We start from the raw sequence: 26,681 nt of genomic DNA, 5'->3' as shown, positions 1-26,681 counted from the left end.
TATATTAAATTACCCTATTTGTAAATGTTTCTACATGTTTTTGGCTTCTGTTAATAAAAAAATATTTTGCGTAGAAAAAATTGAAAAATTAAAGGGAAATAATAAAATAGTGGAGAAATATCTATATAAATATTGCTTAAACAAAGAGCAAAATATAGATAAGATTGGTGAAGTATAAAAATGAAGGAAATAAAATTATCTGTAAGAAACTTAGTTGAGTTTGTATTGAGATCCGGAGATCTGAATTCTACGTTTATAGGCAACAGCAGAGCATTGGAAGGAACTAAAGCCCATAGAACCGTTCAGGGGTCCTATGGTTCGGAATATAATGCTGAAGTTTTTTTGAGATATTCTTTCTCATATAAAGGATTTGCCATAACGTTGGAGGGAAGAGCTGACGGCATATTTGCTGACGGAGAGGTAACGGTTATTGATGAAATAAAGAGTACCCTCAAATCTTTGAAGGATATAGAAGAGGACTATAACCCTCTTCATTGGGCACAGGGCAAGTGTTATGCCTATATGTATGCTATGGAGAATAATATAGATAATATAGATGTAAATCTTACATATTATGAGTTAAGCTCAGGAGAAACAAAGAAATTTAGAAAGAGTTTTACTTTAGAAGAACTAAAAGAGTTTTTTTATAAATTGATTGATGATTATATTATGTGGGCTGAACTAAGTTTGGATGTTGATAGAAGAAGGGACTTTTCGATTAAAAAGTTAGATTTTCCCTTTGGAGAATATAGAAAAGGACAGAGAGAAATGTCTGTAGCAGTATATAATGCCATTGTGGACAGAAAAAATTTGTTTGTTCAGGCCCCCACGGGAATAGGAAAGACCATATCCGTGCTTTTCCCCGGAATAAAAGCTGTTGGAGAGGGTTTGGTTAATAAGATATTTTATCTGACGGCCAAAACTATTACAAGAGAAGCTGCTTTAAATGCCGCAAAGAAAATGAGAAAAAAAGGACTTAATATGAAAACCTTAGTAATAACGGCTAAAGAAAAAATATGTTCTAACGAAGAAATCAAATGTAACCCTGAGGACTGCCCCTATGCAAAAGGTCATTTTAATAGGGTGAATCAAGCTATAATGGAGATTATAAAAAACGAAGACATTATCACCAGGGATATTATAGAGAAATATGCTGAGAAACACATGGTATGTCCTTTTGAATTTTCTTTAGACTTAAGCCTTTTTTGCGATTTAATAATATGTGACTATAATTATGTTTTTGACCCGAGAGTAGCCCTCAAAAGATTTTTTACTGAAATAAAGGAAGATTATTTGTTTCTTGTTGATGAAGCTCATAATCTTGTGGATAGAGGAAGAGAGATGTATTCAACGGAGTTGAAAAAATCTTCCTTTTTAAATCTGAAAAGGCTGTTTAAAGGTAAGGATGAGAAAATTTTCAAGGGGTTCGGTAAACTAAATAGTTTTATGCTGGATTTAAAGAAGCTATGTAATGATAAAGGGTATTATGTTCAGCAAGATGAAATAAGTGATATATATCCTTTAATCAGAGGAGTGATTAAATATCTGGAAAATTGGCTAATTGAAAACAAAGCGGAGGTTTTCTATGAGGAAGTACTTGATATGTATTTTGAGCTTTTAGGATATTTAAGAATAGCGGAATACTATGATGAAAAATTTGTGACCTATGCTGAAAGCAATGAGAAGGATGTGAGCATAAAGATATTTTGTTTGGACCCTTCTCATGTACTGAGTGAGACATTAAAATGGGGAAGAAGTGCCGTATTTTTTTCGGGAACTTTAACTCCTCTAAAATATTTTAAGGAGATTCTCGGAGGAAGAGAAGAGGATTATGCAATGAAGCTTCCTTCACCTTTTGACAGGCAAAACTTATGCTTGGTCATTGCAGGCAATATATCGACGAGATATAAAAACAGAAACAATTCCCTTATTGATATAGTAAAGTATATAGAGGAAGCTACTAAGAGAAAAAGAGGAAATTATTTTATATTTTTTCCTTCCTATGAGTATATGATGATGGTCTATGAGAAATTTATTGAGAGAAACGGTGATATATATGTTTTTATTCAAAAACCTTCTATGAACGAAAAAGAAAGAGAAGAATTTCTACAGGAATTTACTGACGTCGAAGAAACAAAGCTGGCTTTTGCAGTGACGGGAGGAATGTTTTCCGAAGGAATCGATCTGATAGGAAATAAGCTTATAGGAGCTATAAATGTAGGGGTCGGACTTCCTCAGATATGCTTGGAGAGAAATATTATAAAGGATTACTTTCAAGATAAAAATGGCTTGGGATTTGAATATGCATATATGTATCCCGGAATGAATAAGGTTCTTCAAGCGGCAGGAAGGGTTATAAGAACAGAAAAAGACAGAGGAATGGTACTTCTTATTGATGACAGATTCTTAACGCCTGAGTATATGGAGTTATTTCCCCATGAGTGGAAACATTTTAAAAGAGTAAGCAGCAAGGAGAAGTTGAAATTTGTTTTAAACGAGTTCTGGAATTCTGAGAAAATATGATTTATATTTTTCTTGACATGTGATGTGAAAAGTGGTAAAATTTTTTAGTGTTGGATAATAATATTTAAGAAAGGGGAAATGAATCAATGTTGAATTTAATAGATATGGCTTATTTAAGAAAATTTAATGTATTAAATATGATGAATGCCCCTGGGGTTATGTTTATGTAGCTTTTTAAATATTATTTAAAATATATATGTAAAAATGTCACAGTAGAGCTGTGACTTTTTTTGTGCCTAAAAACCGCAGGATTTTTCTGCGGTTTTTTATATATCAAGAAAGGAGGAAAAAAAGTGATAATTCTGAAGAGGATGAACAACATTATTTTTATGTATGGAGGTGTTATTAAATGGAAGTATTTTTTAAATACTTATTAGGAAAGTTAAAATTGGGTAATAAATATTGCCTAAATGAATATTTAAAAATAGAATACAAAAAATATTCAAATATTCCAGCTGAATTTATAAATGAATATTATAGATAGAAGCAAAAAGATTTCCGCATATAATTTTATATTCGGAAATCTTTTTTTAATAATATAATTAATTTTCCAATATAGTATAATATTATTAAAAGTAATAAGGGGATGGTATAATGTTTGAGAAAAAATTGAGAAGCCTGAATATTAGAACTAATGAGCTAAAAGATGATAAGAATTATATCTGTTATAAGTACAATGGAAAAGGGAAAAAGATAAGTGATGAAGAAATAAGGATTACCGGGAGAGAACTAAAGCTCTTATCAGAAATGCGCGGAGAATCAAGAGGAATGATTAAATACAGCAGGGAAATACGATATGATGTAATAGGCGAAGAAAAAATGCATAAGTAATTATAAAAATATACCTTACCCTACTAAAGAAGATAGACAAAGGAGATTTTTTATGTTTGATAAAAACAAATTGTATATAGAAAACAGAAGATATTTGGGGAACAAAAATAAATTGATTCCCTTTATAAATGAAGTTATATATGAAGAATGTGGAAATTTTAATACATTTGCCGATATTTTTGCAGGAACCGGAATAGTAGCTCATTCTTTAAATAAAGCCGATAACAAGATTATTATAAATGATATTCTCTATTCCAATTATCTTGCTTATGTTACCTGGTTGGGGAATGAAGCATATGATAGGAAAAAAATTGAAGGATTAATCAGAGAATTTAATCATATAAAATGCGAGAGAGATAATTATGTATCTCAAAATTTTGGAGGAAATTATTTCTCTGTTGAGGATGCCAAAAAGATAGGTACTATACGTGAAGAAATAGATAATATTTCTTCACGTATAAATTTTAGAGAAAAAGCGATATTGATAACTTCACTTCTGTATGGGATGGACAGGACGGCGAATACCTGCGGACATTATGATACATTCAGAAGGAGTAAATCTATCAATCCTCCGTTATCATTGAAGGTACCTGCTATAAATGATGAAAGAAATAAGAATAATGATATATTTAATATGGATGCAAATTTGTTGGTAAAAAATATAAAGAGCGATATTGTATATGTGGATACACCGTATAATTCCAGACAATATTCGGATACATACCATCTTCTTGAAAACATATCGAAGTGGGACAAGCCAAAGGTTGAAGGTGTGGCCAGAAAAGCTGTAAATAAATTTATGGGAAGAAGCAAATACTGTACTGCAGAAGCGCCGAAAGCTTTCAGAGAGTTAATAAAAGATATTCAAGCAAGATATATCATTGTATCTTATAATAATATGGGGAAGAAAGGTCACAGCAGATCTAATGCAAAAATTTCGGATGAAGAGATACTGGAGATATTAAATGAAAAAGGACAGGTTTCCATCAAAGAAAAGAATTTTAAATATTATACAAGCGGTAAAAGAAGAATAGAAAATCATAAGGAAAGACTTTTTATTGTTAAATGTAAGTGATATCATTTTTATAATGCTGTTAGGATTTCTTCACATGACTGATGACAATGTTTCTGATTTCATAATACCTGATAATAATGCCAAGTGATATGAGGGGGTAAATATTGTGAATTTAATAAAATATAAGGAACAATTACTTTCTTTTTTAGATGTACCAAAAGTAAAACGAATTAGAAAAAGTGAAGAGTTTTATTTTGAGAAGGCAATTGATAAATATAATGAATACATAAATCTTGAAATAAATAAGTCTATTTTGAATATATTAATAAATAAAACAAAAAGTAAACCTTTTTCTTATAAAAAATTATTGAAAGAATATAATATAGATTCAATAGAACACAAAGTATTATTAATAATTGGTGAGTTAATTAGTTATATTGATCAAAATGCTGCTATGAAAAACGAATTAAATCAATACGAGGATAAACGTACAATGGCATTAACCTTTGTTAGGCAAAATGTTTGGGTACAAAATTTATTAAGCCATAAATTGGATAACTCGTTAGAAAATTTACCGGAAATGATAAGAAATGCGTTCAAATATATTCAAAATCCTTTAAGAGAACTGACTACTTTTAAGGAAGCACACAGACAAGCTATTTCTCGAACATTTTTTGACGGTCAATATGAAAGCATTATTGATAGCATGAGAGATATTGGGATAAGGTGCAAGAACTCTATGAATGATGGATTCCTATATTCTGAAATTTTTTATCAAAAAGGCATCAGGGAAATTTGGGATTCAACTATAACTACAGAGAGAACAAGCGGACAAAAAATTTGGTCTTATACTCCTGGTAAAAATGGCTATAAATGGGATGAATTTAGAATACAAGGCATTATGGCTATTGGATGGGATGAAATGGGAGATTTACGAAAATACAAAACAAAAATCGACATTATCGATCAATTAAATAAATTATATGAACCTGATAATAGACCTACAAATGATGGCCTTGCATTATGGCAATTCTGCCATGAAATACAGGTAGGAGATAGGATATTTGCTAAAGCGGGAAGTAAAACGCTTTTAGGTGTTGGAGAAGTAATTTCAGATTATGAATATGATGATCGTGATGAATATAAACATATTAGAAAAGTAAAATGGATAAAAGCTGGGAAATGGATATTAGAAAATGAATTTGCAACCAAGACATTGACAAATATCACTGACTTTGATGATTTTTGTTATGAATTATATGAGATAATAAATGAAGACGGTTCTGTACCAGATGAAACAATCCGGGAATCTTATACAAAACAAGATTTTTTATCGGATGTATTTATTAGTGAAGAAAAATATGAAACAATAAAATCATTACTAATGAGAAAAAAGAATTTAATTTTACAAGGTCCCCCGGGGGTAGGTAAAACATATGCAGCCAAGAGATTAGCCTATTCTTTGATAGGAGAAAAAGATGAATCAAGAATAAAAATACTCCAGTTTCATCAAAGTTATGCATATGAAGATTTTATTATGGGATACAAGCCTAATGGTACAGGATTTGAACTAAAAAAGGGACCGTTCTATCAATTCTGTAAATTGGCATCAGAGAATCCGGATAATGATTATTATTTCATTATTGATGAGATTAACCGTGGTAATATGAGTAAAATTTTTGGAGAATTAATGATGTTAATAGAAAGCGATAAACGTGGAGAGGAGATAATACTCACCTATTCAAATGAGTCTTTTTATGTGCCGGAAAATATATATATTATTGGTACGATGAATACTGCTGATAGAAGCTTAGCAATAATAGATTATGCCTTAAGAAGGAGATTCTGTTTTGTTGAATTAGAACCTGCATTTGAAACAGAAGCATTTAAAAACTGTCTCCTGTCACAAGGAGCTAGTGAAGAATTAATAAATAAAATAAAGATGAGAATGGGAAGTCTTAATTTAGAGATTAAAAAGGATACCAATTTGGGTAAAGATTTTAAAATTGGGCATAGCTATTTCTGTGATTATATAGATACAGATAAATGGTATGAAGAGATAATAAAATATGAAATTGAACCACTTATTAAAGAATATTGGTTTGACGAAGAAGAAAAAACTAAAAACTATGTTAAAGAGCTATTAAGGTGATTGATATGAACGGTAGCCCTAAAATACCAATAAAAAACATATATTATATGCTATGTTATGCATGGAATGTGCTTGAACAATCAGATAATATTTTTTTAGGCAGTGAAAAATTTGATAATATATATAACTTATTTGCAAGAATCTATATTAATGGGACAAGCAGTTTGATTAAGAGAGGATTTAGTCGATACTATATACATGAAAACGAAGTAACATCAACACTTAAAGGGAAGATAAATATATCAGATTCGATAAAAACACATATTTTTTACAATGGAAGTATGATATGTCAGTTTGATGATTTTTCAGAGGATATTAAGTTAAATCAGATTATAAAAGCTACAATTAATATATTAATAAAATCACCCCAGTTAGACGTTAATTTAAGAAAAAAACTATTAAAAACAAGATTACATTTTTCGGATATTCGGGATATTAAACTTTCTAAGGCGCTCTTTTCTTCCCTTAGATATAATAGAAATAATTATCACTACCGAATGTTAATAAATATTAGTGAATTAATCTATTACGGTTTAATTACTAATGAGGATGATAATGAATTTTCATTTTCGGATTTTATAAGGGACAATCAGATGGCAAAACTTTATGAAAGATTTGTATTAAATTTTTATAGGGTTCATTTGGATGGAACAATTTATAATGTTCATTCTCCTAAATTAAAATGGAATTTAGACGAGAAAATTAATGAAAAAGATTTATCACTGCTTCCGGAAATGAGAACTGATATAGTAATTGAAAACAAGTTTAAAAACACCCAGTTAATAATTGATACCAAATATTATTCACAGACACTGGTTTCGAGTAACTGGACAGAGATTGAAAAGGTTCGCACTGCCCATTTGTTTCAAATATTAGCATATGTAAACAATAGCAATTTTACAGGTGATATAAAAGGAATGTTATTATATCCAACCATAGAGAAAGAGATTAATGCAAATTTTCCGATACTGGGAAAAAGGATAGAAATAAGAACACTAAATCTTAATACAGAATGGAAAGATATATCAGATAGATTACTATCGTTGGTATTATAAATTATGAAACTCTTTGCTAAAACAGTAATTTAAGATTTCAATAATTCCTACATAAGCTAATTTTATTATAAAAGGAGGATATCAAAATTATGAATAAGAATCCATATGAACAATTTCCTCATATTGTATCAAATGAAGTTACACTTAGGAAAATTGTCGAGTCTGACCTTGACAACCTTTATGCAATATACAGTAACGAAAAACTGTTTCAATATTCGCCTGTGATGTTGAAAAAGAATAAAAATACGGTTGCAAATATGATAGGGCATTTTGAAAGGGATTTTCTTAAAAGAAAAGCAATATTTCTTGGAATATGCTTAAATAGTAATCTTAATAATATTGTAGGCGTAGCTGAAATATTTGACTACCATCGGGATGTAAATATGATAACAATAGGATATAGATTAAACGATCAATTTTGGGGTAAAGGAATTGCTACAAAAACAGTTAGGGCTATGACTGAGTATCTATTTTCCGATATCGGTATTAACCGGATACAAGCTCTTGTTATGCCAGAAAACATCAAATCCCAAAATGTATTGATAAGAAATAACTATATAAAAGAAGGAACCATTCGGCAGGGTTATATTTGGAAAGGAAAAGGCCTTGTTGATTTAATCTTATTTTCGAGGTTAAGGTCGGACGTCGAAATTGCATAAGTATAATATGTTTGTGGTTATCTAAAATTTATTAATGTTTTAAGATAGGTTTCCGATTAATAATCGTATAAAGTGATTTTATAACTTAAAAATGGAGGAGGGGTTGTATGCTCGATAAAGCAATTTTAGTAGCTTCAACAGCACATCAAGGTCAGATAGATAAGGCAGGTGAACCATATATTTTGCATCCTCTTAGAGTAATGTTTACAAGAAGAACTGAAACAGAAAGAATCTGTGCAGTACTTCATGATGTAATTGAAGATACTAATATTACATTAGATTACTTAAAAAATGAAGGCTTTTCTGAAGATATATTATCTGCTTTGGATGCACTAACAAGGAGAGAGAATGAAACTTATGATGAATTTATTGATAGGATTTTGAGAAATAAGATAGCTTGTTATGTTAAGTTAGCTGATTTGTCCGATAATATGGATTTAACTAGAATTGCAAATCCTACTAAAAAGGATTATAAAAGAATAGAAAAATATCGTAAAGCGGCAGATAGGATACTTGAAACACTTGGATAAGAAGGAAATAATGAGTTTAATAATGTTAGAGAAATTGAAATAAATGGTTGTGTTTCTGTTATATTTTACATTGGCTCCATAAATACCAGCTAAATCTCCACGTTTAGATTGGCCTATATAAAGATTTTCACTTAATTTTAATAATGTCGTTTTGTAGATATTTTTTAAAAGTTTTTCACCCGCTGCAATAGTTATGTATATTGGTAACAGCCTTTTTTAATGTTCTTACTTTGTTATTACCTGAATATCCTTAAAAGACGAGATCTTTTAGTATTTCAGCAGAAAACTCAATAAAAAATATTATTTGATAGTATCAAGAGCTCCACTTATTTTTTTTTTAACTTGATATAAAATTTTTATGATTATATAATAATTTTATGACATAATAGACTTAAATACAGAAGAGTTTTATACTTTGGATGATTTATTTAAACCGGATTCTAATTATAAAGAAAGGCTTACGAAAATTATTAAGATCAGGATTCTACATTATGTTGGATACTTCATACTAAAAAGAATTATTAGAACGGGTGGTAAAGTGAAAAGAAAAAAAGAGATTATAGAAATAAGAATAGATAAAGTTATATTTTCCAATAAAGGAATAGGAAATTATAACGGGAGAAAAGTGATTGTTAAGGGTGGAATAAAAGGTCAGCAGGTAAGAGTACTGGTTAAACGAAAGAGAAAAAGTCATATTGATGGGAATATATTGGGGATAGTTGAAAGATCCCCAATTGAAAAGGAAGCCGAATGCCTTCATTTTAAGGAATGTGGAGGCTGCTACTATCAAACTCTAAGCTATGAGGATGAACTTAAGATAAAGACTGAAGGAGTCAAGGATTTGTTTGATTCTTCCAATATTGAAATGGGAGAATTTCTTGGAATAGAAGAAAGCCCTCAAATAAAGGGATATAAAAACAAAATGGAGTATACCTTTGGCGATGCTTTTAAAGATGGGGATTTGGTTTTGGGCCTCCATAAAAGAGGAAGGTTTTATGAAATATCGGAAGTGGAGAATTGTACTATTGCCGATAAAGATTTCACTACAATTCTTCAAGAAACATCGAAATATTTCAGAGAAATGAATATTCCCCATTATAAGAAGAAAAACCATATTGGAGTATTAAGACATCTTGCAATCAGAAAAGCTCTTTCTACAGGAGAGATATTGGTGAACTTGGTGACCAGTTCTCAACAGGAATTGGAATTGAACGGCTTTGCAGAAAAATTGAAAAATATAAAGCTGGATGGCCATATAGTGGGATTTCTTCACACGACTAATGACCGTGTTTCTGATTCCATAATTCCGGAGAAGGTAGAAATCATATATGGAAGAGATTATATAACAGAAGAACTTTTAGGATATAAATTTAAAATATCTCCTTTTTCTTTTTTTCAGACCAATACTTTTGGTGCAGAAAGGCTTTATACAACGGCAAGAGAATTTGCGGGAGACTTAAGAGATAAGACAATATTTGATCTATATTGTGGAACAGGAACTATTTCCATCATTATGTCTTCTTCAGCAAAAAAGGTTATAGGAATTGAAATAGAAGAAGAATCTGTAGAAATGGCAAAAGAAAATTTGATGCTAAATGAAATAAATAATACGGAATTTATTTGTGGGGACGTATTGAATCAGGTAGATAATCTTAATGAGAGGCCGAATTTAATAATAATAGACCCTCCGAGACAGGGAATACACCCTAAGACTATTAACAAGATAATAGACTTTAATCCCGAAGAATTTATATATATATCCTGTAATCCCGTGACTTTAGTAAGAGATTTGAGGATATTTGAAGACAGGGACTATAGGGTAAAGAAAGTTAAGATTATAGACATGTTCCCGAGAGCAGGGCATGTAGAGACTATAGTTTCGCTACAAAGAAAACATATGTAGAAATCCTTGATTTTAGGCACTTCGTCAACTATTTTGTTTTTACGAGTGAGGGGATAAAATTCGCAATAAACAGTTAAAAAAATATATTAACGTTTTTGTAGTTATTGATATGGAGTGCGGGAACACAAAAGAATAGAATTAGAAAAAAGAGATATTGTAAAAAATATCACTGAAAATCACTTGCCTTTTTATGTAAAAAAACAAGTGATTTTTTGATTTAATATTAGAAATACACTTGTCTATTAATTAACTCAATAAAATAGTAATTTGTTAACATTAAAATGATTGAAATCTACAAACTAATTTGATTGTGGATTTTTTTGTTTTTAGTTAAAAAGTATGCCAATTTAAAGGAAATTATTATAATTTGTAGAATAATGGTATAAGAGGGTGTAATATATAATATAGTTATTATGTTTATAATGTGAAGTCAGTGAACACAGGTAATCAAGTGAGACAGATTATATTAGGTAAAGGGAGTAGGTTATGCTTCCATTCAATTGTGATAAGTTTAAAACTTTATATATCCTATTATGTGGGGGATACAATATGGTGTGCGTTGAAAGTATTGTTGAGGTAAAAGTTATAGGTATAAGGATTGATGAGGATTTTACAATTGATGAAAAGATATATGATGATACTGTAAATTGTAGCAAAGCAACAGAATCATATGGATAATTTATGTGTTAAGAATACGAGCTTTATGGAAGGGAGGAAGATTATAATGGAGAATATTTTTATTCATGACGCGATACCAACATGGAGTGGTTTTATATATCAAGGTGAGATTGCAATATATTTGGCAGTAAAAAAAATTTGTGAATTAAGAGATGCAGATGGATTAGAAATTAATGAGATAGGTTCAAATTATCAAATCGAAGTGGAAAACTGTGAGGATATTGCAATTGTACATACGGATGAGAATGGTAAACGCTACCTTTCAATTCATCAGGTAAAAAACCAAAAGGATACTAGTGTTGGAGCTTATCGAAACCCATTAGTGCAACTTATGCTAGAAAAAGGTTTCCATACTAAGGAACAATTAGGGAATCCGTATGCTTATTTGCATGTCAGTAATAAAATATGTGAAAGAAGTGAGAAGGAGATTAATCAAAGTATTGAGGAATGGAAAGAGAGTATACAAAATTTTTATAATAATCTTAAAAAATTTATTGAAAGAATTGATATAGATGATAAAGAAACAACAATTTTACAAGAAATAAAGAGGGTAGTACATGAAGAGCCAATAAAGTTTAATCGCTCAGAATATAATAAGAAAATGATTAAAAAAATAGAGGAGATTTGTAATAAGGAAAATAGTAATATTGCAGAACTAAAGAAGATACTTCAAAAACTAATTGATTTTTTAGAACAAAAATTAGCCATTAATTTCATTGATAAAGATGTACAAGTGTATAAATATGAGGATGGAAATAAGTTCTGTAATGGAACTGATATTTTTCTGAAAATAGTAAATCAAGTAAAAAAATACAAACGATATGACAATAGTATTACATCAGAGCAATATGAGTATATAGCCGATAAATTGATTCATCACATGAGAGAGTATGTGATTGAAAGACATCAAAAAAGACAAGCTGGAAATACATTTGAGAAGTCGATAGAATTTCGCGAAATAATAAATATTTTAAATGATAAGCTTTCAAATGATGAAAAGAAAGCCAATATTTTAGCATTAAGGAGATTGTATGATGAGTATTTGGTTCAATATTGTGCATTAGAATGTAAAAATACATGTTTAATTCCATTCAATGAAGATAAAGAATGTAAATTGAAACAAGATGAGTACAGAAGAATCAATTTATGCGATGAGGATTTCATAAAATTATGTTATAGTTTTAAGCCAGATTGTTATAATACAATTTTTGATCGAATATGCATAAATAGACTATTAAATGAAGATGGTTTGAATGAGTCTGTCTTCAAGATATTAAAAAAAGTTCCAGAGAAGTTTTTTATGGAAAAAAATGATAAGACAAAATTTGTAATAGATAATCAATCTAATAACGCTTTTTTAACTGCAATTTCAAGTAATAATAGTAATACAGTAGTACAGAATATAGTAAAGGGAATAGAAAACAATGCAGAATTGATTAGTCCTATTTTTGATGCTGACCAGTTGATTACGACTAGATTGGAAAGTGACGAATCTGTTTGGTGTAATAATTATAGTGAAATTCAAGAGAAATATAGAAATAGTAAAACTGAGACAAGCGAAGAAATTAATAAAAATAGTATTTGTATGCCTAAAAAGCCAAAATTTATAAAAGCAGAAGAGATTATTAGTGATTTTTCTAATCTTTAATCTGGAGGTAATGAAATGCGAGAGTTCATAAAATCAATATTTGATAGTGAGAAGCAAATTAAGCTAAATTATCAGGATTATGATACCTTATTTGTAAGAGAAAAGTATAATACATTTTATCTTTTCTTTTTCCTGAACAATGAAAATGAATTGTTGGAATTGAAAGATAACACAGGAGAATTATATCAAACCATAAAAAATAGTAAAGACATATATGAAGTTGATATGGATAAAAATGTAACATGTATATATTGTCTGTGTGTAGAGGATAAAAAATATTATGAAACAGAAACAACAGGTACAATTAGTGAATTGAGCAAAAAGATTTGTCTTGTGGAAGAGGATTTAAATTACTTTAAAAAAAATGTTTTGTTATATACAGATGCTATGAATGAATTTGCAAGAGAGAATATAGGAAAATTTGATTCACTCTGTCAGGAACGAATTACAGAAAATAATTTTCAAGCCTATAAGAAATTTAATAAAGAAAATTATGAATACGATTTTCTCATAAATTTATTTGTTAAACTACCATTTTTAAATTTTGAAAAATATCAAATAAACAGCAGAGAAGAGTATAGGTCAGTTAGTAGTTTAATCTCTGAGGAATGTAATAAAAGTAATATTAATATAGAGCACATAAGTAACGAAATGATTCAGTTGGAAGGAGTACTTGATGACGAAAAGATGTTAAAAGCATGGATAGACGAGTTAATAGAAAAGAAAGCAGATGCTGAAAAACTATCTGATAAGGAGCTAAAAGATGAAGATTAAAAGTCTGGAGGTCAAAAATTTTAAACTTTTTGATAGAAAGTTCGATAAGATAAGTGATATATCAGAAGCAGTTCTTATTTTATTGAATGGACCAAATGGGTATGGTAAGACCAGTATATATGATGCTATAGAGTTTGCATTAACAGGAGAAATAAAACGAATCAATAAGTATAGTGATGAACTTGGTGTAAAAAAAACTGAAGCATATGATAAGAAGATACTAATTGCAGATGAAACGAAGGAAGCTTATATAAAATTATGTTTAGAAGGAGTAAAAGGCAAGATAGAATTGCAACGTATCTATAATCCACAAAAAATAAATAGAAAGAAAGCATCCAAAGAAAATAACCCATATAAAATTTTTGACAAATTTGAAAGAAAGCTAATTGTTGATGATCAGGAAATTGTAGATTCGGATGAAGAGAACAGAAAACTTAAAGAGTATCATTTAGATCAGATAAAAGATTTTTATGATACATGCTGTTTTCTTTCGCAAGATGAACATTTAGGTTTTTTAAAGGAGGCAAATACAGACAAGGCAACATCATTGGAATTTTTATTTGAAATTCCATCTGAACAACAAAAAGAAGCAGACAGGGTGGATAATTTAATTGAACAACTAAAAAATAAAAATACAAAAAAGGATTTGGGTTACATAACAAAATTTGAAAATGAAAAAGTAGAATTAAAAAGTGAAATAGGATCATTAAACGAAGCTGTTGAAAAGGTTACTACATATAAAGAAGCAAAAATGAGCTACCAACATCTTTTTCCTAAAAAATCTGTGTATTGGGATGCTGAGAGCATGATATTAAATGGAAAAAAGTATGATGAAGCAATTGGGGAAATTGAAAAGTTAATGTATTTTTCTGAACATCAAGAAGCGTGTCTAAATTATTTATTTAATAAACCATTTAAAGATATAACAAAACCTTTTAATGGAAGTGAAAATATTAATTATGAAAATAATTTGCTTGAATACTCATATAGATATTATTCATTAGTGAAAGATGAAGAAATAATAGAAGAAAAATATTCGGCACAGCAAAAATATGAAATATTGAAGGGAAATATAAAGAAGAGAGAATTACAGAAAATTAATTGGAAGTTTATTTCTGATGAAAAATTGCTAGATGAAGATATGATTACAATCATAAAAGAAAAGTTAGAACAAGTGGATAGATTAGAAAAAATTCAGGGAGTTGTATCTAAAGTTGTCACTAGTATTACTGAAACAAGAACTACTTTAATGAAATATGTGGATGATGCAGTCAATAAATCAATTATAAATGATAAAATATGTCCACTTTGTGGTGCACCATATTCTGAAAAACAAGAGTTAGATCAAAAAATCAAGGCAGAAACAGATATATTACAATCTTTGTGTGATGATTCATCCAATGAAATTAATAAAATTAAGGATAGCTTATATAAGAAGTATTTTGATGTTTTATTAAAGGATGTTGAGAATAAACTAAAAGATGTGATTTCAGAAAGTGTTTATAAAGAATTACAAAAAGTAAAGAAAAATAAATCTAATATAAATGAAATTAAAAACTTATTGCAGAAATTATCTATTAAATTGCCAGAAAAATATCAAGAAGATATTTCGAAAGTTGATAAAGGATATCAGGATCTAGTTCGAAATATTACTGAAAAACTAAGTAAAGTTCCTAAACAAATTGAATTGCAGTTAATTTCTAAAGATTTTATTCATGAATATGAAAAATATTATGATAAAAAGGAAGAAAAATTTAAAAGCGTTACAAATGAATTACTTTGTTCAAAGAGAAATTATATAAAATCGTCGTTCTATGATTTCAATATGAAATTATTAAGTAAAAAGAATAATGAACTTAAGAAAACAACGGATAGGTTAAACAAATTAACTAGAATTTATAATGAATTATGCAGTTATCAATCTGCTATTCAAGATGGAATTAAGAAATATAAGAGAAAAATAATACATAATATAGAACCACTATTATATGTTTATACTGCAAAGATATTACAGCAAAAATTTAATGGAAAGAGTATTTACATCTCAACTGATAATGATATGAAAAATATCAAATTTATTAACTCTGTAGATGATAATCAGGACATCTTATATAATATGAGTTCAGGACAACTTGCAGCTGTTTCCTTATCGTTTTTACTTTGTATGAATCAAGTATATGCGGAACGAGTTTTACCTATCATGTTGATTGATGACCCGATTCAAACAATAGATGATGTGAATATGGTTGGATTAGTTGATATCTTACGACATGAATTTGATAATAGGCAGATATTTATTTCTACACATGAACAGAAATTGGAATGGTACTTAAAATATAAGTATGAAAAAACAGGGAAAAAAATAAAATCATTTAATATGAAGAATTTATTATTACAAAATAATAAATAATAAATACTTTATTAGAATACGTAATTGGGTGTAGCGCAAATGATAAGGATAGTTGCATACTGGCTTACAAAAGATTGGCTGCTCGCCAGTTTTTTTGTTTACTAATTATTTTAACTTTATATATCCTTTATTGTTGGCGGCAGAAACGGAGGATATATGTCTAAGTTTTTTACTTACGAAGAGAGACTAGATTTACAAAAGTATTTAAAGGAAAGCCCTCATTTAAAGAAATTGCTTGCCGTATGGGAAAAGATCCAGCTACGATTTCAAGAGAAGTTCATAAATACAGTTCTGAAGTAGCAACAGGCCATCCTGGTTTTCCATTTAATGCTTGTAAGAACCGTTTTAACTGTAGAAAGAAAAATATCTGTAGTAATAACTGCTCCAGAAAATCAGCATACTATTGTAAGCTATGTGCTCGATGCAATAACAACTGTAATGATTTTATAGAAGAGATCTGTACTGCTAGATTTCGTGTTCCATATGTTTGTAACGGCTGTGAAAGTATTGGAAACTGCACATTACTTAAGAGTGTTTATGATGCAGAACATGCACATATCAAAGCTTCACAAGCAATATCTGAATCCAGAAGCGGTTTATGTGTTTCTGAAGATGAAATAGCAAGGTTGAATGCAATAATTTCACCACTGGTTAAAAATGGCCAGTCCATTCATCATATATACGTTACGCATGAAGATGAACTTATGTGCAGTAAGAAAACCATTTACAACTATATAGATGCATGTCTGCTGGATATACGCAATATTGATCTTCCCCGAAAAGTTAAATTTCGTGAACGTTATAAAAAACCAGAATTCAAGGTAGACAAAGGATGCCGTGTTGGACGTAATTACGAAGACTTTCAAGTGTTTCTGAACAAAAATCCAGATACATCGGTTGTACAGATGGATTCTGTGATTGGAATCAGGTGTGGAAAATGTATCCTCACTATTCACTTTGTGGAAAGCAGCTTAATGCTGGCATTCCTACGTGATGCAAATACCTCCAAATCCGTGATTGATATATTCAACATGCTTGAAAAAGATCTTGGTGAGGAGCTTTTTCAAAAATTGTTTCCTGTTATTCTTACAGATAACGGGAGTGAGTTTTCCAATCCAAGGGCTATCGAATTCCGTCCTAAGCCACGATTTGGTTTAAGAACTAATGTGTTTTACTGTAATGCAGGAAGTCCGTTCCAAAAAGGAGCTATTGAGGTCAACCATGAATTGATACGGAGGGTTCTTCCAAAAGGAACTAGTTTTAATAACCTGACGCAGAAAGATATCAGTATGATGAACCATATCAATTCATACAAAAGAAAAAAGCTGAACAACCGTAGCCCATACGAAACGTTCAGTTTTTACCACGGAGAAGAAGTTCTGAAAACACTCATGTGTACACCGGTTCCAGCCAGTGACATCATGTTAAAACCAGCTCTTCTGAAAAAATAAAATTATAAAACTGCGCTGCCAACAATCTATATAAAACCCAAATAGTGGTGGATTCTCCGATTACAAAAAAATTGAGAGGGAGTCGACCTCCTTTTGACTTGTAGTTTTCTATCATGATACAGCATAAAAAAGGGAAAATCAAACTGCATTTAGGTTACAAAAACTGCATCTTATTTACAAATGTGGCTTTTCGAGTGCAAAAACTGCATTTCATTTACAAATATTAAGTTGTTGATTACAAATATTGCATTTAATTTTACAAAGTAGCTTCTCGTATTGCTATTGAGGTAAGATGATTTATTATTGTTATATATAAAGAATTTTTCAATATATCCTGATAAATAATCGAACGAACGCAATGATAAATCATTGATTTTTGAATCTTAATATGATATATATAGTTTATATCTAATCATAACCGCCATATTGAAGAGGTGATTGCAATGGTTATTAGCTATAAAAAGCTCTGGAAATTATTGATTGATAAGGATATGAAGAAAAAGGACCTTCAAAGGGTAGCTGGCATCAGTTCTGCTTCTGTAACTAAACTTGGGAAAAACCAGAATGTGAATACAGAGATTTTGCAAAAAATATGTATGGCGCTGGAATGCGATATTAGTGACATTATGGAAATGGTGCCTAGAAGAAATGAGAAATAAAGATTCTAAACAAGACATTTTGAAGTTGTAGTAAACTAAAATAGTTACTTTAGGTCAATGAAAAAATTTAAAGGATAAAGGAATATAAAAATGCGATATTTGGGTTCCAAAGTTAAAGCACTTGAATTCATCAAACATACAGTTAGTAAAACATATGGGGATATTTCTGGATCTACTGTAGCTGATTTATTTTCAGGTACAGTTGTTGTGGCAGAAATGTTTAAATCACTTGGAGCGAAGCTAATTACAAATGATTATATGTCATTTTCATATGCTCTCCAATTAGCAAAAATAAAGTTAAATAAAGAACCTTGTTGCTCAATTAATTACTATGACGCAATTAATAAGCTCAATAATCTGCAAGGTGAGAAAGGGTTTATTTATTACGAGTACTGTTTAGAAGGAACGAAAGGAAAAGAGTTCCAAAGAAATTATTTTTCACCTGAAAATGCAATGAGGATAGATGCAATGAGGAAATGTATTGGGAGTTGGAAAAAAGAAGGAAAGATTAGTTCTGATATGTTTTATCTTTTGTGCTCTGATCTTGTAAATGCTGTGACATGTGTTTCAAATATATCTGGAACATATGGAGCTTTCTTGAAAATTGATGACCAACGGAAGTATAAACCTATTAAACTCATCCCAACAATTTTTATAGATAACGGACTAAATAATGATTGCTTCAATAAAGACATATTTGAAATAATTGACGATGTAAGTGGTGATATATTGTACCTTGATCCGCCTTATAACAGTAGGCAATACCCTCCATATTATCATATTCTTGAAACAATAACTGATTATGATAATCCCGCAATTTATGGTTTAACTGGAAGACGACCATATCAAGACAAGTTGTCTCCATTTTGTATGAAAGATAAAGCATTACCGGCATTACTTAATATAGTTGAGCGTGCAAGGTTTAAGAATATTTACATTAGCTATAATACAGATGGAATTATTAATTATCATGAACTTGGTGATCAACTGAAAAAGATAGCTGATGTAAACTACTTTTTTATGCCATTTCGTAGATACAAGTCAAATTCAAACGGAAATTATAAGGGAAAGCTAAAGGAGATTATTATATATGCAAAAAAAAGAGACTAAGAAAAAAAAACCTGGCGTTAACGGTATAGATATGGGTGAACGAGGTATTTATGATAAGCGTAACAAGCTTAATGATTTAACGGGTAAAGAATGGGTCTATTTTACTAACTCTGTATGGATCACAGGCTATAGCCCTACTGCTAAGGACAATGTGGGTCTTAAGATCAGGAAAATCCATCCATCTCCTAAGCCACCTGGTTTAATCAAAGATATTATTGAGTTCTTTACAAAATCAGATGGAAAAATACTTGATCCATTTGTTGGCGTGGGAGGAACTCTCCTTGGCGCAGCATTGGCTAATGGTAATCGTGTAGGTGTTGGAATTGAACTTGAAAAAAAATATATTGAAGCATATAAAAAAGTTTGTGAAACTGAAAACATGAGGGAAATGACAATTATCCATGATGATGCTCGCAATATGTTTAGTCATCCAGAAATTGAAAGTGATATGTTCGATCTAATTATTGCAGATCCTCCCTATTCGGACATGATGGCACGTGAAAGAACAGGAACTCATAAAAAACTATATAATGACGGTTCTGCTAAGCCATACACTAACAAAGCGACGGATTTAGGAAACGAATCATATGAAGAATTCCTTCCTGATTTGAAAGATATTATGGGAAAAGCATTTTCACGGTTAAAAGATGGTGGATACATGGTTGTTTTCTGCAAAGATTTTCAACCACAACCAGGAGAGCCAAATCTTTTGCATGCCGATATTATATATAAGCTTTGCGAAATCGATAATTGTATTTATCGTGGAATGCGAATTTGGCATGATCAAGCTATGTCACTATATCCATTTGGATATCCGTACTCATTTGTAATGAATCAGATTCATCAATATATATTGATATTTAGAAAGGAGAAGTGATTTTGATGCCTAATACATCAGAAGCTAACCGTTTATATGAAGGAGAAGGCAAATTATTAACCAACTATGGTTGGGTGCAAAATACATCTAACCTTTCTACTGTAAGGGATACTGTAGAACTTGTAGCGGAAGATGGCATGAATCATAATGCACTGATGCGGGCGATTAGAAAACAGCGAATTGAAAATGGCATGTCTTTAAATAAATGGACGTGGGATGCACGGTGTCGTTGTAAAGCTATTTGTGCAACAGGTATGGTTGTGTTGGATCGAAGAAATAATGGATATGTATTAACTGATTTAGGCAAAGAACTTATTTTATCACCAAAATCGGAAAGTATACAAAACGGGAAACGAGAACTTTCAAATGAGGAGATTGAAATCTTTAGAAAAGGAATACTTACCAATCCACCCGTTGTACGTGTATTAGCGCTGCTCAATGAGAATAGAAAAAGTGGTAGAGGGGCGATGACAAAATACGATGTTGGAGCAGAACTCGGATTTGTTGGAGATATTGGTTTTACACATTATGATGCAGAATTTGTTGTGGCCAGTAATAAGAGCTTTAATGATATGGAGGGTGACTCAGATAAATGGGCACGGACAATTATAAGTTGGCTCAAACAAGTTGGTTGGGTAATTGATGGGGAAAAATTTAATTGTTACGGTAAGCAGCTTCGATCATATACAACAAAAACTGATGTTGATAGAGTACTGCAATACACAGTGAAATCTACAATCAAATATATTCCGATTGAAATGCTCTGCTCAGATCACCACCCATTTACTCATCTTATTCAGTGCAGACGTGCAGCTATCCTTGAACAATTAGAAAAAGTACCATATATGAGGAAGTCAGAACTTGTTAGCAATATTGCTTTACAAGGGATTGAAATTGATAAGCAACAAGTTGATTTTGATATAATAAATCTTCAACAAGCTGGTATCGCTATTTTTAAGGAGCAATCATATTATCGGCTTGTTGATAAAATTATTTTGGATAAACCTATTGTGATTGAAGAAAATGAGGCCGAGCGTATTAATGAAATTGAGAAACAGATTGAAGAAAAAGTAACACATTATAATGGTTCAATACCTTCACGTATTGTTGCTGATTTGATTCGTTACGGTTATGATGGTAGAAACTCATCAACTCTGTTTGAAATGACAGTAAATACAATGTTTAAATTCTTGGGATATGAGTCCGAACATCTTGGCGAAGGAAAAGGCCGAGTAGCTGATGTTATTTCCAAATATAGAAGCCATCTTTATGCAAAATCATATGGAATAATTATTGATGCAAAGGCATACGAGAGATATAATTTCCCAGCTGGTGACGTAAGAAAGATGAAAGAGTATATTTCATTGCACGGGGAACAACTTCTTGAAGATAAAATTCCAAGGCATGTTTTTGCCTTCGTTAGTATGGACTTTACAAATGAAGAGTCAGCTTTAAATGAAATCGCAAGGGACACAGCCGTTAATGGTACTTCAATCACCGTTGACACTTTATTAAAACTTGGGGAAATGGTGACAAATCAAGAAGTAAACATAGCAGATATTTATGATTGGTATAACACAAATAAACGATTCACTATTGCATAATATGCTTAATTTATTACTCACATGAAATGCAGTTATTAATATCCCAGAGCAATTGGTTGCTCATGAATTTAAATATTGTATGCCAGCATGACGTATGAAGAGGTAGTTATATGAAAGCAGTCCTATGAGTATTTTTGAAGAGTGAATCTAAGTCCATAAAATAGACACAAAAATCAAATATTTAAGCAGATTTTTGCAGTTATCCTCACATTGTTGAGGGGTAATATATCCCATAGAACCATTTATGCGTATTTCGGTAATATAGTACAATTTAAACTGGTTATTTAGTGGCTGAATATGTTAAATGTAGAAATCGTTAAATTTTCAATTTAATGTTGAATATTATAAATTAGTGATTTATGAGTATGACAACAGTTAGAGAAAATCAGGATAATATAATTTTAGAGGTTGGTCGTAAAGTTTGTGGTAGGAGCATGAATTTTTGCAGTGATAAATTGCAGTGATAAATATGCAGTGATAAAGGGACGGGGGTATTGACACAAATAATTATATATTTTATTAAACTACCGAGGAGGTGATCTTTGTGCCAAGAGTGGCAAGGAGAAAAAGTAAGAGTGGAATATACCATATTATTATGAGGGGAATCAACCGTCAAATTCTGTTTGAAGAGAATGAAGATTGCATTAAGTTTATTCAAACATTGCAAAGATATAGGAATATTTGTAAATATAGATTATACGCTTATTGTTTGATGGGCAATCATCTCCACTTGCTGTTAATGGAAGACACAGAACCTCTAGGAAATGTGATGCGGAGGATATGTAGTAGTTACGTTTTATGGTATAACAAAAAATATGATAGGGCAGGGTATTTGTTTCAGGACCGATTTAAAAGTGAGCCTGTAGAAGATGATGCATATTTTCTAAGCGTACTTAGGTATATACTTCAGAATCCTGTAAAAGCTGGAATAGTAACTAAAATTGAAGATTATACCTGGACTAATTATATTGACTACATTGAAGGAAATAATAAAACCGATACCGACTTTGCTCTTGATATTTTTAGTACAAATAGAAAAGAAGCAGTAAGAAGTTTTATTGAATATATAAATAAAGCGAATGATGATAAATGTCTGGATATGCTGGAGAAACGGCAGTTAACGGATGAAGAAGCTAAAAAAATAATAAAGGATCATTGTCATATTGACCATGCACACGATTTGCAAAAGTTTACTGCAAATAAAAGAAATCTATATTTGAAAGACCTGAAAGAAAGTTATGGCTTGTCAATTAGACAAATTGAGAGGTTGACTGGGATTGGTAGAGGAATTATCCAAAGAGCATAATGCGTCAATACCCCCGTCCCCTTGTCACCACCCTTTTCCCTTGTCACCACCCTTGTCACCCCATAAAGCAGCGGGGGATCTTCATTTTAGTATCTTTCCTTTCGATTATCAGAAATGAATTTAAGAAAATAAATTCTTATAAAAGATTATTTTAAATTGTTGCATTTTTTTGTTTATTGTGATATCCTTTATAATAGATTAAGTAAGGATTGTTACTCTTCGGAGGCTTGACCTTATAATTAGTAAATACTGATTATAAAATCAAGACTTCGAAGAGTTTTTTTATTAGGAGTGACAGAAATATGCTTAATTTGATTAAAAAGAAAAATGAAGAGTTGTATTCGATAGCAAATGGAGAAGTTATTTCTATTACAAGAGTTAATGATAAACTATTTGCTAAAAAACTATTAGGAGACGGTGTTGCTTTTTTATTATCCGACGGGAAAATATATTCACCATGTGATGCAGAAGTAGTAATGGTAGCGGAAACAAAACATGCAATTGGACTAAAAACAAAAAATGGAAGCGAATTGTTAATTCATCTTGGCTTTGATACAGTTAATTTGAATGGTGAGGGATTTAGTGTTTTTGTTAAAGCTGGTGATAAAGTGAAGCGAGGCACAAAATTATTAGAAGTTAATTTAAAATTTATGAATTCGAAAAAAATTGATCTAACAACGCCCATGATTTTAACTAATGGTGATGAATATAGTTTAAATATATTGAAGTCAAATCAGAAAGTAAGCTTAAATGATATAATAATTAAATTAGAAAAAAAACAATAAAAATGGGGAGAAAATTTATGAAAATTGTTCGCAACATAAATAATAACGTTTCCCTTTGTAAAGACAGTAAAAATAGAGAGGTAGTAATCTTTGGAAAGGGAGTTGGCTTTCTAAAAGCTAATGAAGAAGTTCCCTTATCTAAGATAGAAAGGACATTCTATAATGTTAATAAGAATTATTTAGACGTAATTGCATCATTACCTGAAAATGTGCTAGAGGTGTCAAGTAAGATTATTGATATGGCAAATATTAAACTTAATACAAGCTATAAGTCTAACGTTGTCTTATCGTTGGCTGATCACATCAATTATGCAATACAAAGAAGGCAAAACAACATTAGTATTAAGTTGCCATTGATATATGAAATAAGGCACTTGTATCCAAAAGAAACAGAAATAGGTATAGATGCTGTTAAATTAATTTCAAACGAATTAAATGTTAATCTTCTGAGTGAGGAAGCAGTGAGCATTACACTACATTTAGTAAATTATGGAATTACAAATAATCCTATTGATGAAAAGAATGAAGAAAAGATTATTGCTAATTGTACTAAGCTAATTGAAGATGAGCTTAATATTAAGATAGATAGGTCGTCATTTAATTATTTTAGATTTGTATCACATTTGCATTATTTATTCTCAAGAACAAATGAACAGATGAAGAGTGATAACGAACAAATATACAAAATGTTAAAGAATAAATTTACAGATACAGATATATATGATTGTACGATAAGAATTCGAGATTATTTGTGCAAGATGCTAGATTTTAGATTAAATGATGAAGAATTACTATATTTGATGATACACATTAATAGATTATGTGTACGTGAGGATTGTTACCGACAGGGCTTGACCTCAACATAAAAAGGGATAATTTTCTTTTTGATGTTGAGGTTTTTATTTTAGCAAATACGATGTAATTGCGCGCAACATCGTTTGCATATAAAACTATAAGGTGGTCAGCCATGAAAAGTCAACTCTAATCGTAGTCTTTTTTAAATTTAGGCTCTGTTTAACAAAGGTGTTGAGTTTGGCAATACCATTTGGATTTATCATCATAGACTTGATTGGAATAAATGCTCATGAGCATAAGACCAGGCATATCCAGCTTATAAATGTCCACAGTATCTGAAATGCATTATAAATCACAAATCTAAAAAGAGAGGAGAGTATGATATTTAACTTCTATAAATATCATACGAGAGGAAATATGAAAAAGAAAGATTATTCAATAATGTCATCTGAAATCGTCAAAAGTATTGGAGGTAAAGATAACATTAGCTTTTTTACACATTGTGTAACTAGATTAAGATTTAATTTAAAAGACAAAGGATTAGTAAATAGTAATGAAATTGAAAAGATACCGGGTGTAATTGGATGCCAATGGGTTGGCGATCAATTACAAATTATAGTCGGGCAAGAAGTTGGCGATGTATATGAAACAATTTGCAAACTTGAGGGATTTAAAAAGGAAGATACAATTAAAGAAAATATTGATCCCGCTTTAAAAGAAAAGAAAAAGTTCTCATTCAAGTATCTTTTTAACACAGTTATTATAGGTACAATTTCGGAATGTGTATTTCCTATTTTTCCAATTTTTGTTGGCGCTGGAATTATAAAAATGCTTGCTACAATTTTAGGACCAAATTTATTGAATCTTTTTTCAGCAGAGAGTGACGTTTTAACTTTATTAAATTTTGTAGGAGATGCTGGGTTTTATTATTTCCCGGTTTTTGTCGCTTGGACAGCAGCAAAAAGATTTAATACAAGTATTCCAATTGCTTTATTTTTAAGCACCGTATTGGTTCATCCAACATTGGTTGGACTAGTTACAGAAGGTACTAAATTTACAGTTTTTGGTATACCAATGACTTTAGTTAAATATTCAAATCAATTATTACCTAGTATTTTAATGGTTTGGATTTTATCTTACGTGTATAAATATATAGATAAAATTTGTCCGAAGTCTGTTAAAATAGCTGTTGTTCCTTTATGTACAGTTCTTATTATGCTTCCCATAACACTATGTTTATTAGGTCCTATTGGAAGCTATTGTGGTATTCTGATTGCAATGTTTGCTAACTGGCTTGTTTCAACAGTTGGGCCGTTAGCAGTAGGATTAATTGGTGGATTATGGTATGTGCTTGTTGGTTTAGGAATGGATAAGGCTTTAGTACCGGTTATATTGAATCAGTTTGCAAATTATGGATATGACAACCTATTTTGGTTGAGTGCCATTGTTGCCACATATGCTTTAATAGGAGTAGCTATTGCCTACGCTATTCGATCAAAAAAGGAAGAAAGAGCAATGAATACATCTAATGCAATTACTTTAATTTTAGGAGGAGTCAGTGAGCCAACAATTTTCGGATGTATTTTCCGCTTCAAAAAAGCTATGGCATGGTTGTTCATTGGTGGTTTTATAGGTGGTATTATTGCTTCAATACTAAATGTAAAAGCATATACCATAGGAACAGGAAATTTTTTATTCTTTACGGTATGTGCAGGTGGAGATGGTTCAAGTTTAGTCCCTGCAATCATTGCTTGTGTTATAGCATTTTCAGTTAGTTTTATTTTAGGATTAGTATTTGGTTTTACAGAAAAGTCTGGAAAACAAGTGAAAGAAAATAAAGATACATTGTCTGTTTAATTAAGTGACGTTGCAGAATCAGATAAAGTAAATAAGCTACATTGAACCACAGGAAATAA

General features: G+C 30.5%; 22 protein-coding genes and 1 pseudogene. All 23 read left to right on the top strand.

Annotation, left to right across the window (positions count from 1 at the left end; genetic code table 11):
- Positions 1–180: 180 nt before the first annotated feature.
- The 23 genes and pseudogenes from PP176A_RS04480 to PP176A_RS04385 all read left to right on the top strand — a co-directional run bounded on the left by PP176A_RS04480 (position 181) and on the right by PP176A_RS04385 (position 26,622).
- Positions 181–2,523 carry an ATP-dependent DNA helicase gene (locus PP176A_RS04480; RefSeq protein WP_071139262.1) on the top strand — a complete coding sequence of 781 codons (2,343 nt, stop codon included), beginning with the start codon at positions 181–183 and terminating at the stop codon, positions 2,521–2,523.
- A 349-nt stretch (positions 2,524–2,872) separates the two neighbouring features.
- Positions 2,873–3,007, top strand: coding sequence for a hypothetical protein (locus PP176A_RS16600; protein ID WP_255401533.1), 135 nt, complete (start codon positions 2,873–2,875; stop codon positions 3,005–3,007).
- A 110-nt stretch (positions 3,008–3,117) separates the two neighbouring features.
- On the top strand, positions 3,118–3,354 hold the full coding sequence (locus PP176A_RS04475) for a hypothetical protein (RefSeq protein WP_071139261.1): 237 nt from the start codon (positions 3,118–3,120) through the stop codon (positions 3,352–3,354).
- 52 nt (positions 3,355–3,406) lie between these two features.
- The gene (locus tag PP176A_RS04470) at positions 3,407–4,429 is read left to right on the top strand and encodes a DNA adenine methylase (protein ID WP_071139260.1); all 1,023 of its coding nucleotides are present in this window, start codon (positions 3,407–3,409) and stop codon (positions 4,427–4,429) included.
- A gap of 106 nt (positions 4,430–4,535) precedes the next feature.
- Positions 4,536–6,521 carry an AAA family ATPase gene (locus PP176A_RS04465; protein WP_071139259.1) on the top strand — a complete coding sequence of 662 codons (1,986 nt, stop codon included), beginning with the start codon at positions 4,536–4,538 and terminating at the stop codon, positions 6,519–6,521.
- A gap of 5 nt (positions 6,522–6,526) precedes the next feature.
- Positions 6,527–7,576, top strand: coding sequence for a 5-methylcytosine restriction system specificity protein McrC (locus PP176A_RS04460; RefSeq protein WP_071139258.1), 1,050 nt, complete (start codon positions 6,527–6,529; stop codon positions 7,574–7,576).
- Positions 7,577–7,665: 89 nt separating this feature from the next.
- Positions 7,666–8,235, top strand: coding sequence for a GNAT family N-acetyltransferase (locus PP176A_RS04455; RefSeq protein WP_071139257.1), 570 nt, complete (start codon positions 7,666–7,668; stop codon positions 8,233–8,235).
- A 107-nt stretch (positions 8,236–8,342) separates the two neighbouring features.
- A complete protein-coding gene (locus PP176A_RS04450; protein ID WP_071139256.1) occupies positions 8,343–8,765 on the top strand; it encodes a GTP pyrophosphokinase in 423 nt (140 codons plus the stop codon).
- 538 nt (positions 8,766–9,303) lie between these two features.
- Complete coding sequence (gene rlmD, locus PP176A_RS04445; protein WP_071139279.1) at positions 9,304–10,668, top strand: 23S rRNA (uracil(1939)-C(5))-methyltransferase RlmD; 1,365 nt, start codon at positions 9,304–9,306, stop codon at positions 10,666–10,668.
- Between the two features lie 549 nt (positions 10,669–11,217).
- On the top strand, positions 11,218–11,346 hold the full coding sequence (locus tag PP176A_RS16595; protein WP_255401527.1) for a hypothetical protein: 129 nt from the start codon (positions 11,218–11,220) through the stop codon (positions 11,344–11,346).
- 46 nt (positions 11,347–11,392) lie between these two features.
- Complete coding sequence (locus PP176A_RS04440) at positions 11,393–12,994, top strand: ABC-three component system protein (RefSeq protein WP_071139255.1); 1,602 nt, start codon at positions 11,393–11,395, stop codon at positions 12,992–12,994.
- Positions 12,995–13,009: 15 nt separating this feature from the next.
- Positions 13,010–13,768, top strand: a complete 759-nt coding sequence (locus PP176A_RS04435) for an ABC-three component system middle component 1 (protein ID WP_071139254.1) — start codon at positions 13,010–13,012, stop codon at positions 13,766–13,768.
- On the top strand, positions 13,758–16,178 hold the full coding sequence (locus PP176A_RS04430) for an AAA family ATPase (protein ID WP_071139253.1): 2,421 nt from the start codon (positions 13,758–13,760) through the stop codon (positions 16,176–16,178). Before PP176A_RS04435 ends, PP176A_RS04430 begins: the two co-directional genes overlap by 11 nt.
- 224 nt (positions 16,179–16,402) lie before the next feature.
- Positions 16,403–16,456 (top strand): annotated as a pseudogene (locus PP176A_RS16725) (helix-turn-helix domain-containing protein); the annotation flags it as partial.
- Complete coding sequence (locus tag PP176A_RS04425; RefSeq protein WP_373419498.1) at positions 16,442–17,629, top strand: IS30 family transposase; 1,188 nt, start codon at positions 16,442–16,444, stop codon at positions 17,627–17,629. The pseudogene PP176A_RS16725 and the gene PP176A_RS04425, both read left to right, overlap by 15 nt.
- A 443-nt stretch (positions 17,630–18,072) precedes the next feature.
- Positions 18,073–18,288: a helix-turn-helix domain-containing protein gene (locus tag PP176A_RS04420; RefSeq protein ID WP_071139251.1), complete on the top strand. Its 216-nt coding sequence runs from the start codon at positions 18,073–18,075 to the stop codon at positions 18,286–18,288.
- Between the two features lie 90 nt (positions 18,289–18,378).
- Positions 18,379–19,398 (top strand): DNA adenine methylase, encoded by a 1,020-nt coding sequence (locus PP176A_RS04415; RefSeq protein WP_071139250.1) that lies wholly within the window; start codon positions 18,379–18,381, stop codon positions 19,396–19,398.
- Positions 19,379–20,275: a DNA methyltransferase gene (locus PP176A_RS04410; RefSeq protein WP_083381786.1), complete on the top strand. Its 897-nt coding sequence runs from the start codon at positions 19,379–19,381 to the stop codon at positions 20,273–20,275. The genes PP176A_RS04415 and PP176A_RS04410 overlap by 20 nt, the downstream gene beginning before the upstream one ends.
- A gap of 5 nt (positions 20,276–20,280) precedes the next feature.
- The gene (locus PP176A_RS04405) at positions 20,281–21,879 is read left to right on the top strand and encodes a restriction endonuclease FokI catalytic domain-containing protein (RefSeq protein WP_234958805.1); all 1,599 of its coding nucleotides are present in this window, start codon (positions 20,281–20,283) and stop codon (positions 21,877–21,879) included.
- A gap of 544 nt (positions 21,880–22,423) precedes the next feature.
- Positions 22,424–23,185, top strand: coding sequence for a transposase (locus tag PP176A_RS04400; protein ID WP_071139248.1), 762 nt, complete (start codon positions 22,424–22,426; stop codon positions 23,183–23,185).
- Positions 23,186–23,487: 302 nt separating this feature from the next.
- On the top strand, positions 23,488–23,970 hold the full coding sequence (locus PP176A_RS04395; protein WP_071139247.1) for a PTS sugar transporter subunit IIA: 483 nt from the start codon (positions 23,488–23,490) through the stop codon (positions 23,968–23,970).
- A gap of 17 nt (positions 23,971–23,987) precedes the next feature.
- Entirely contained in the window at positions 23,988–24,836 is an 849-nt protein-coding gene (locus PP176A_RS04390) for a PRD domain-containing protein (RefSeq protein ID WP_071139246.1), read from the top strand.
- A gap of 346 nt (positions 24,837–25,182) precedes the next feature.
- On the top strand, positions 25,183–26,622 hold the full coding sequence (locus PP176A_RS04385) for a PTS transporter subunit EIIC (protein ID WP_071139277.1): 1,440 nt from the start codon (positions 25,183–25,185) through the stop codon (positions 26,620–26,622).
- Positions 26,623–26,681 lie beyond the last annotated feature (59 nt).

Source organism: Sporanaerobacter sp. PP17-6a, from assembly GCF_900095615.1.
GTDB lineage: Bacteria > Bacillota > Clostridia > Tissierellales > Acidilutibacteraceae > Acidilutibacter > Acidilutibacter cellobiosedens.
The sequence above is the reverse complement of the archived record's forward strand: the minus strand, read 5'-3'. Positions and strand labels throughout refer to the sequence as shown.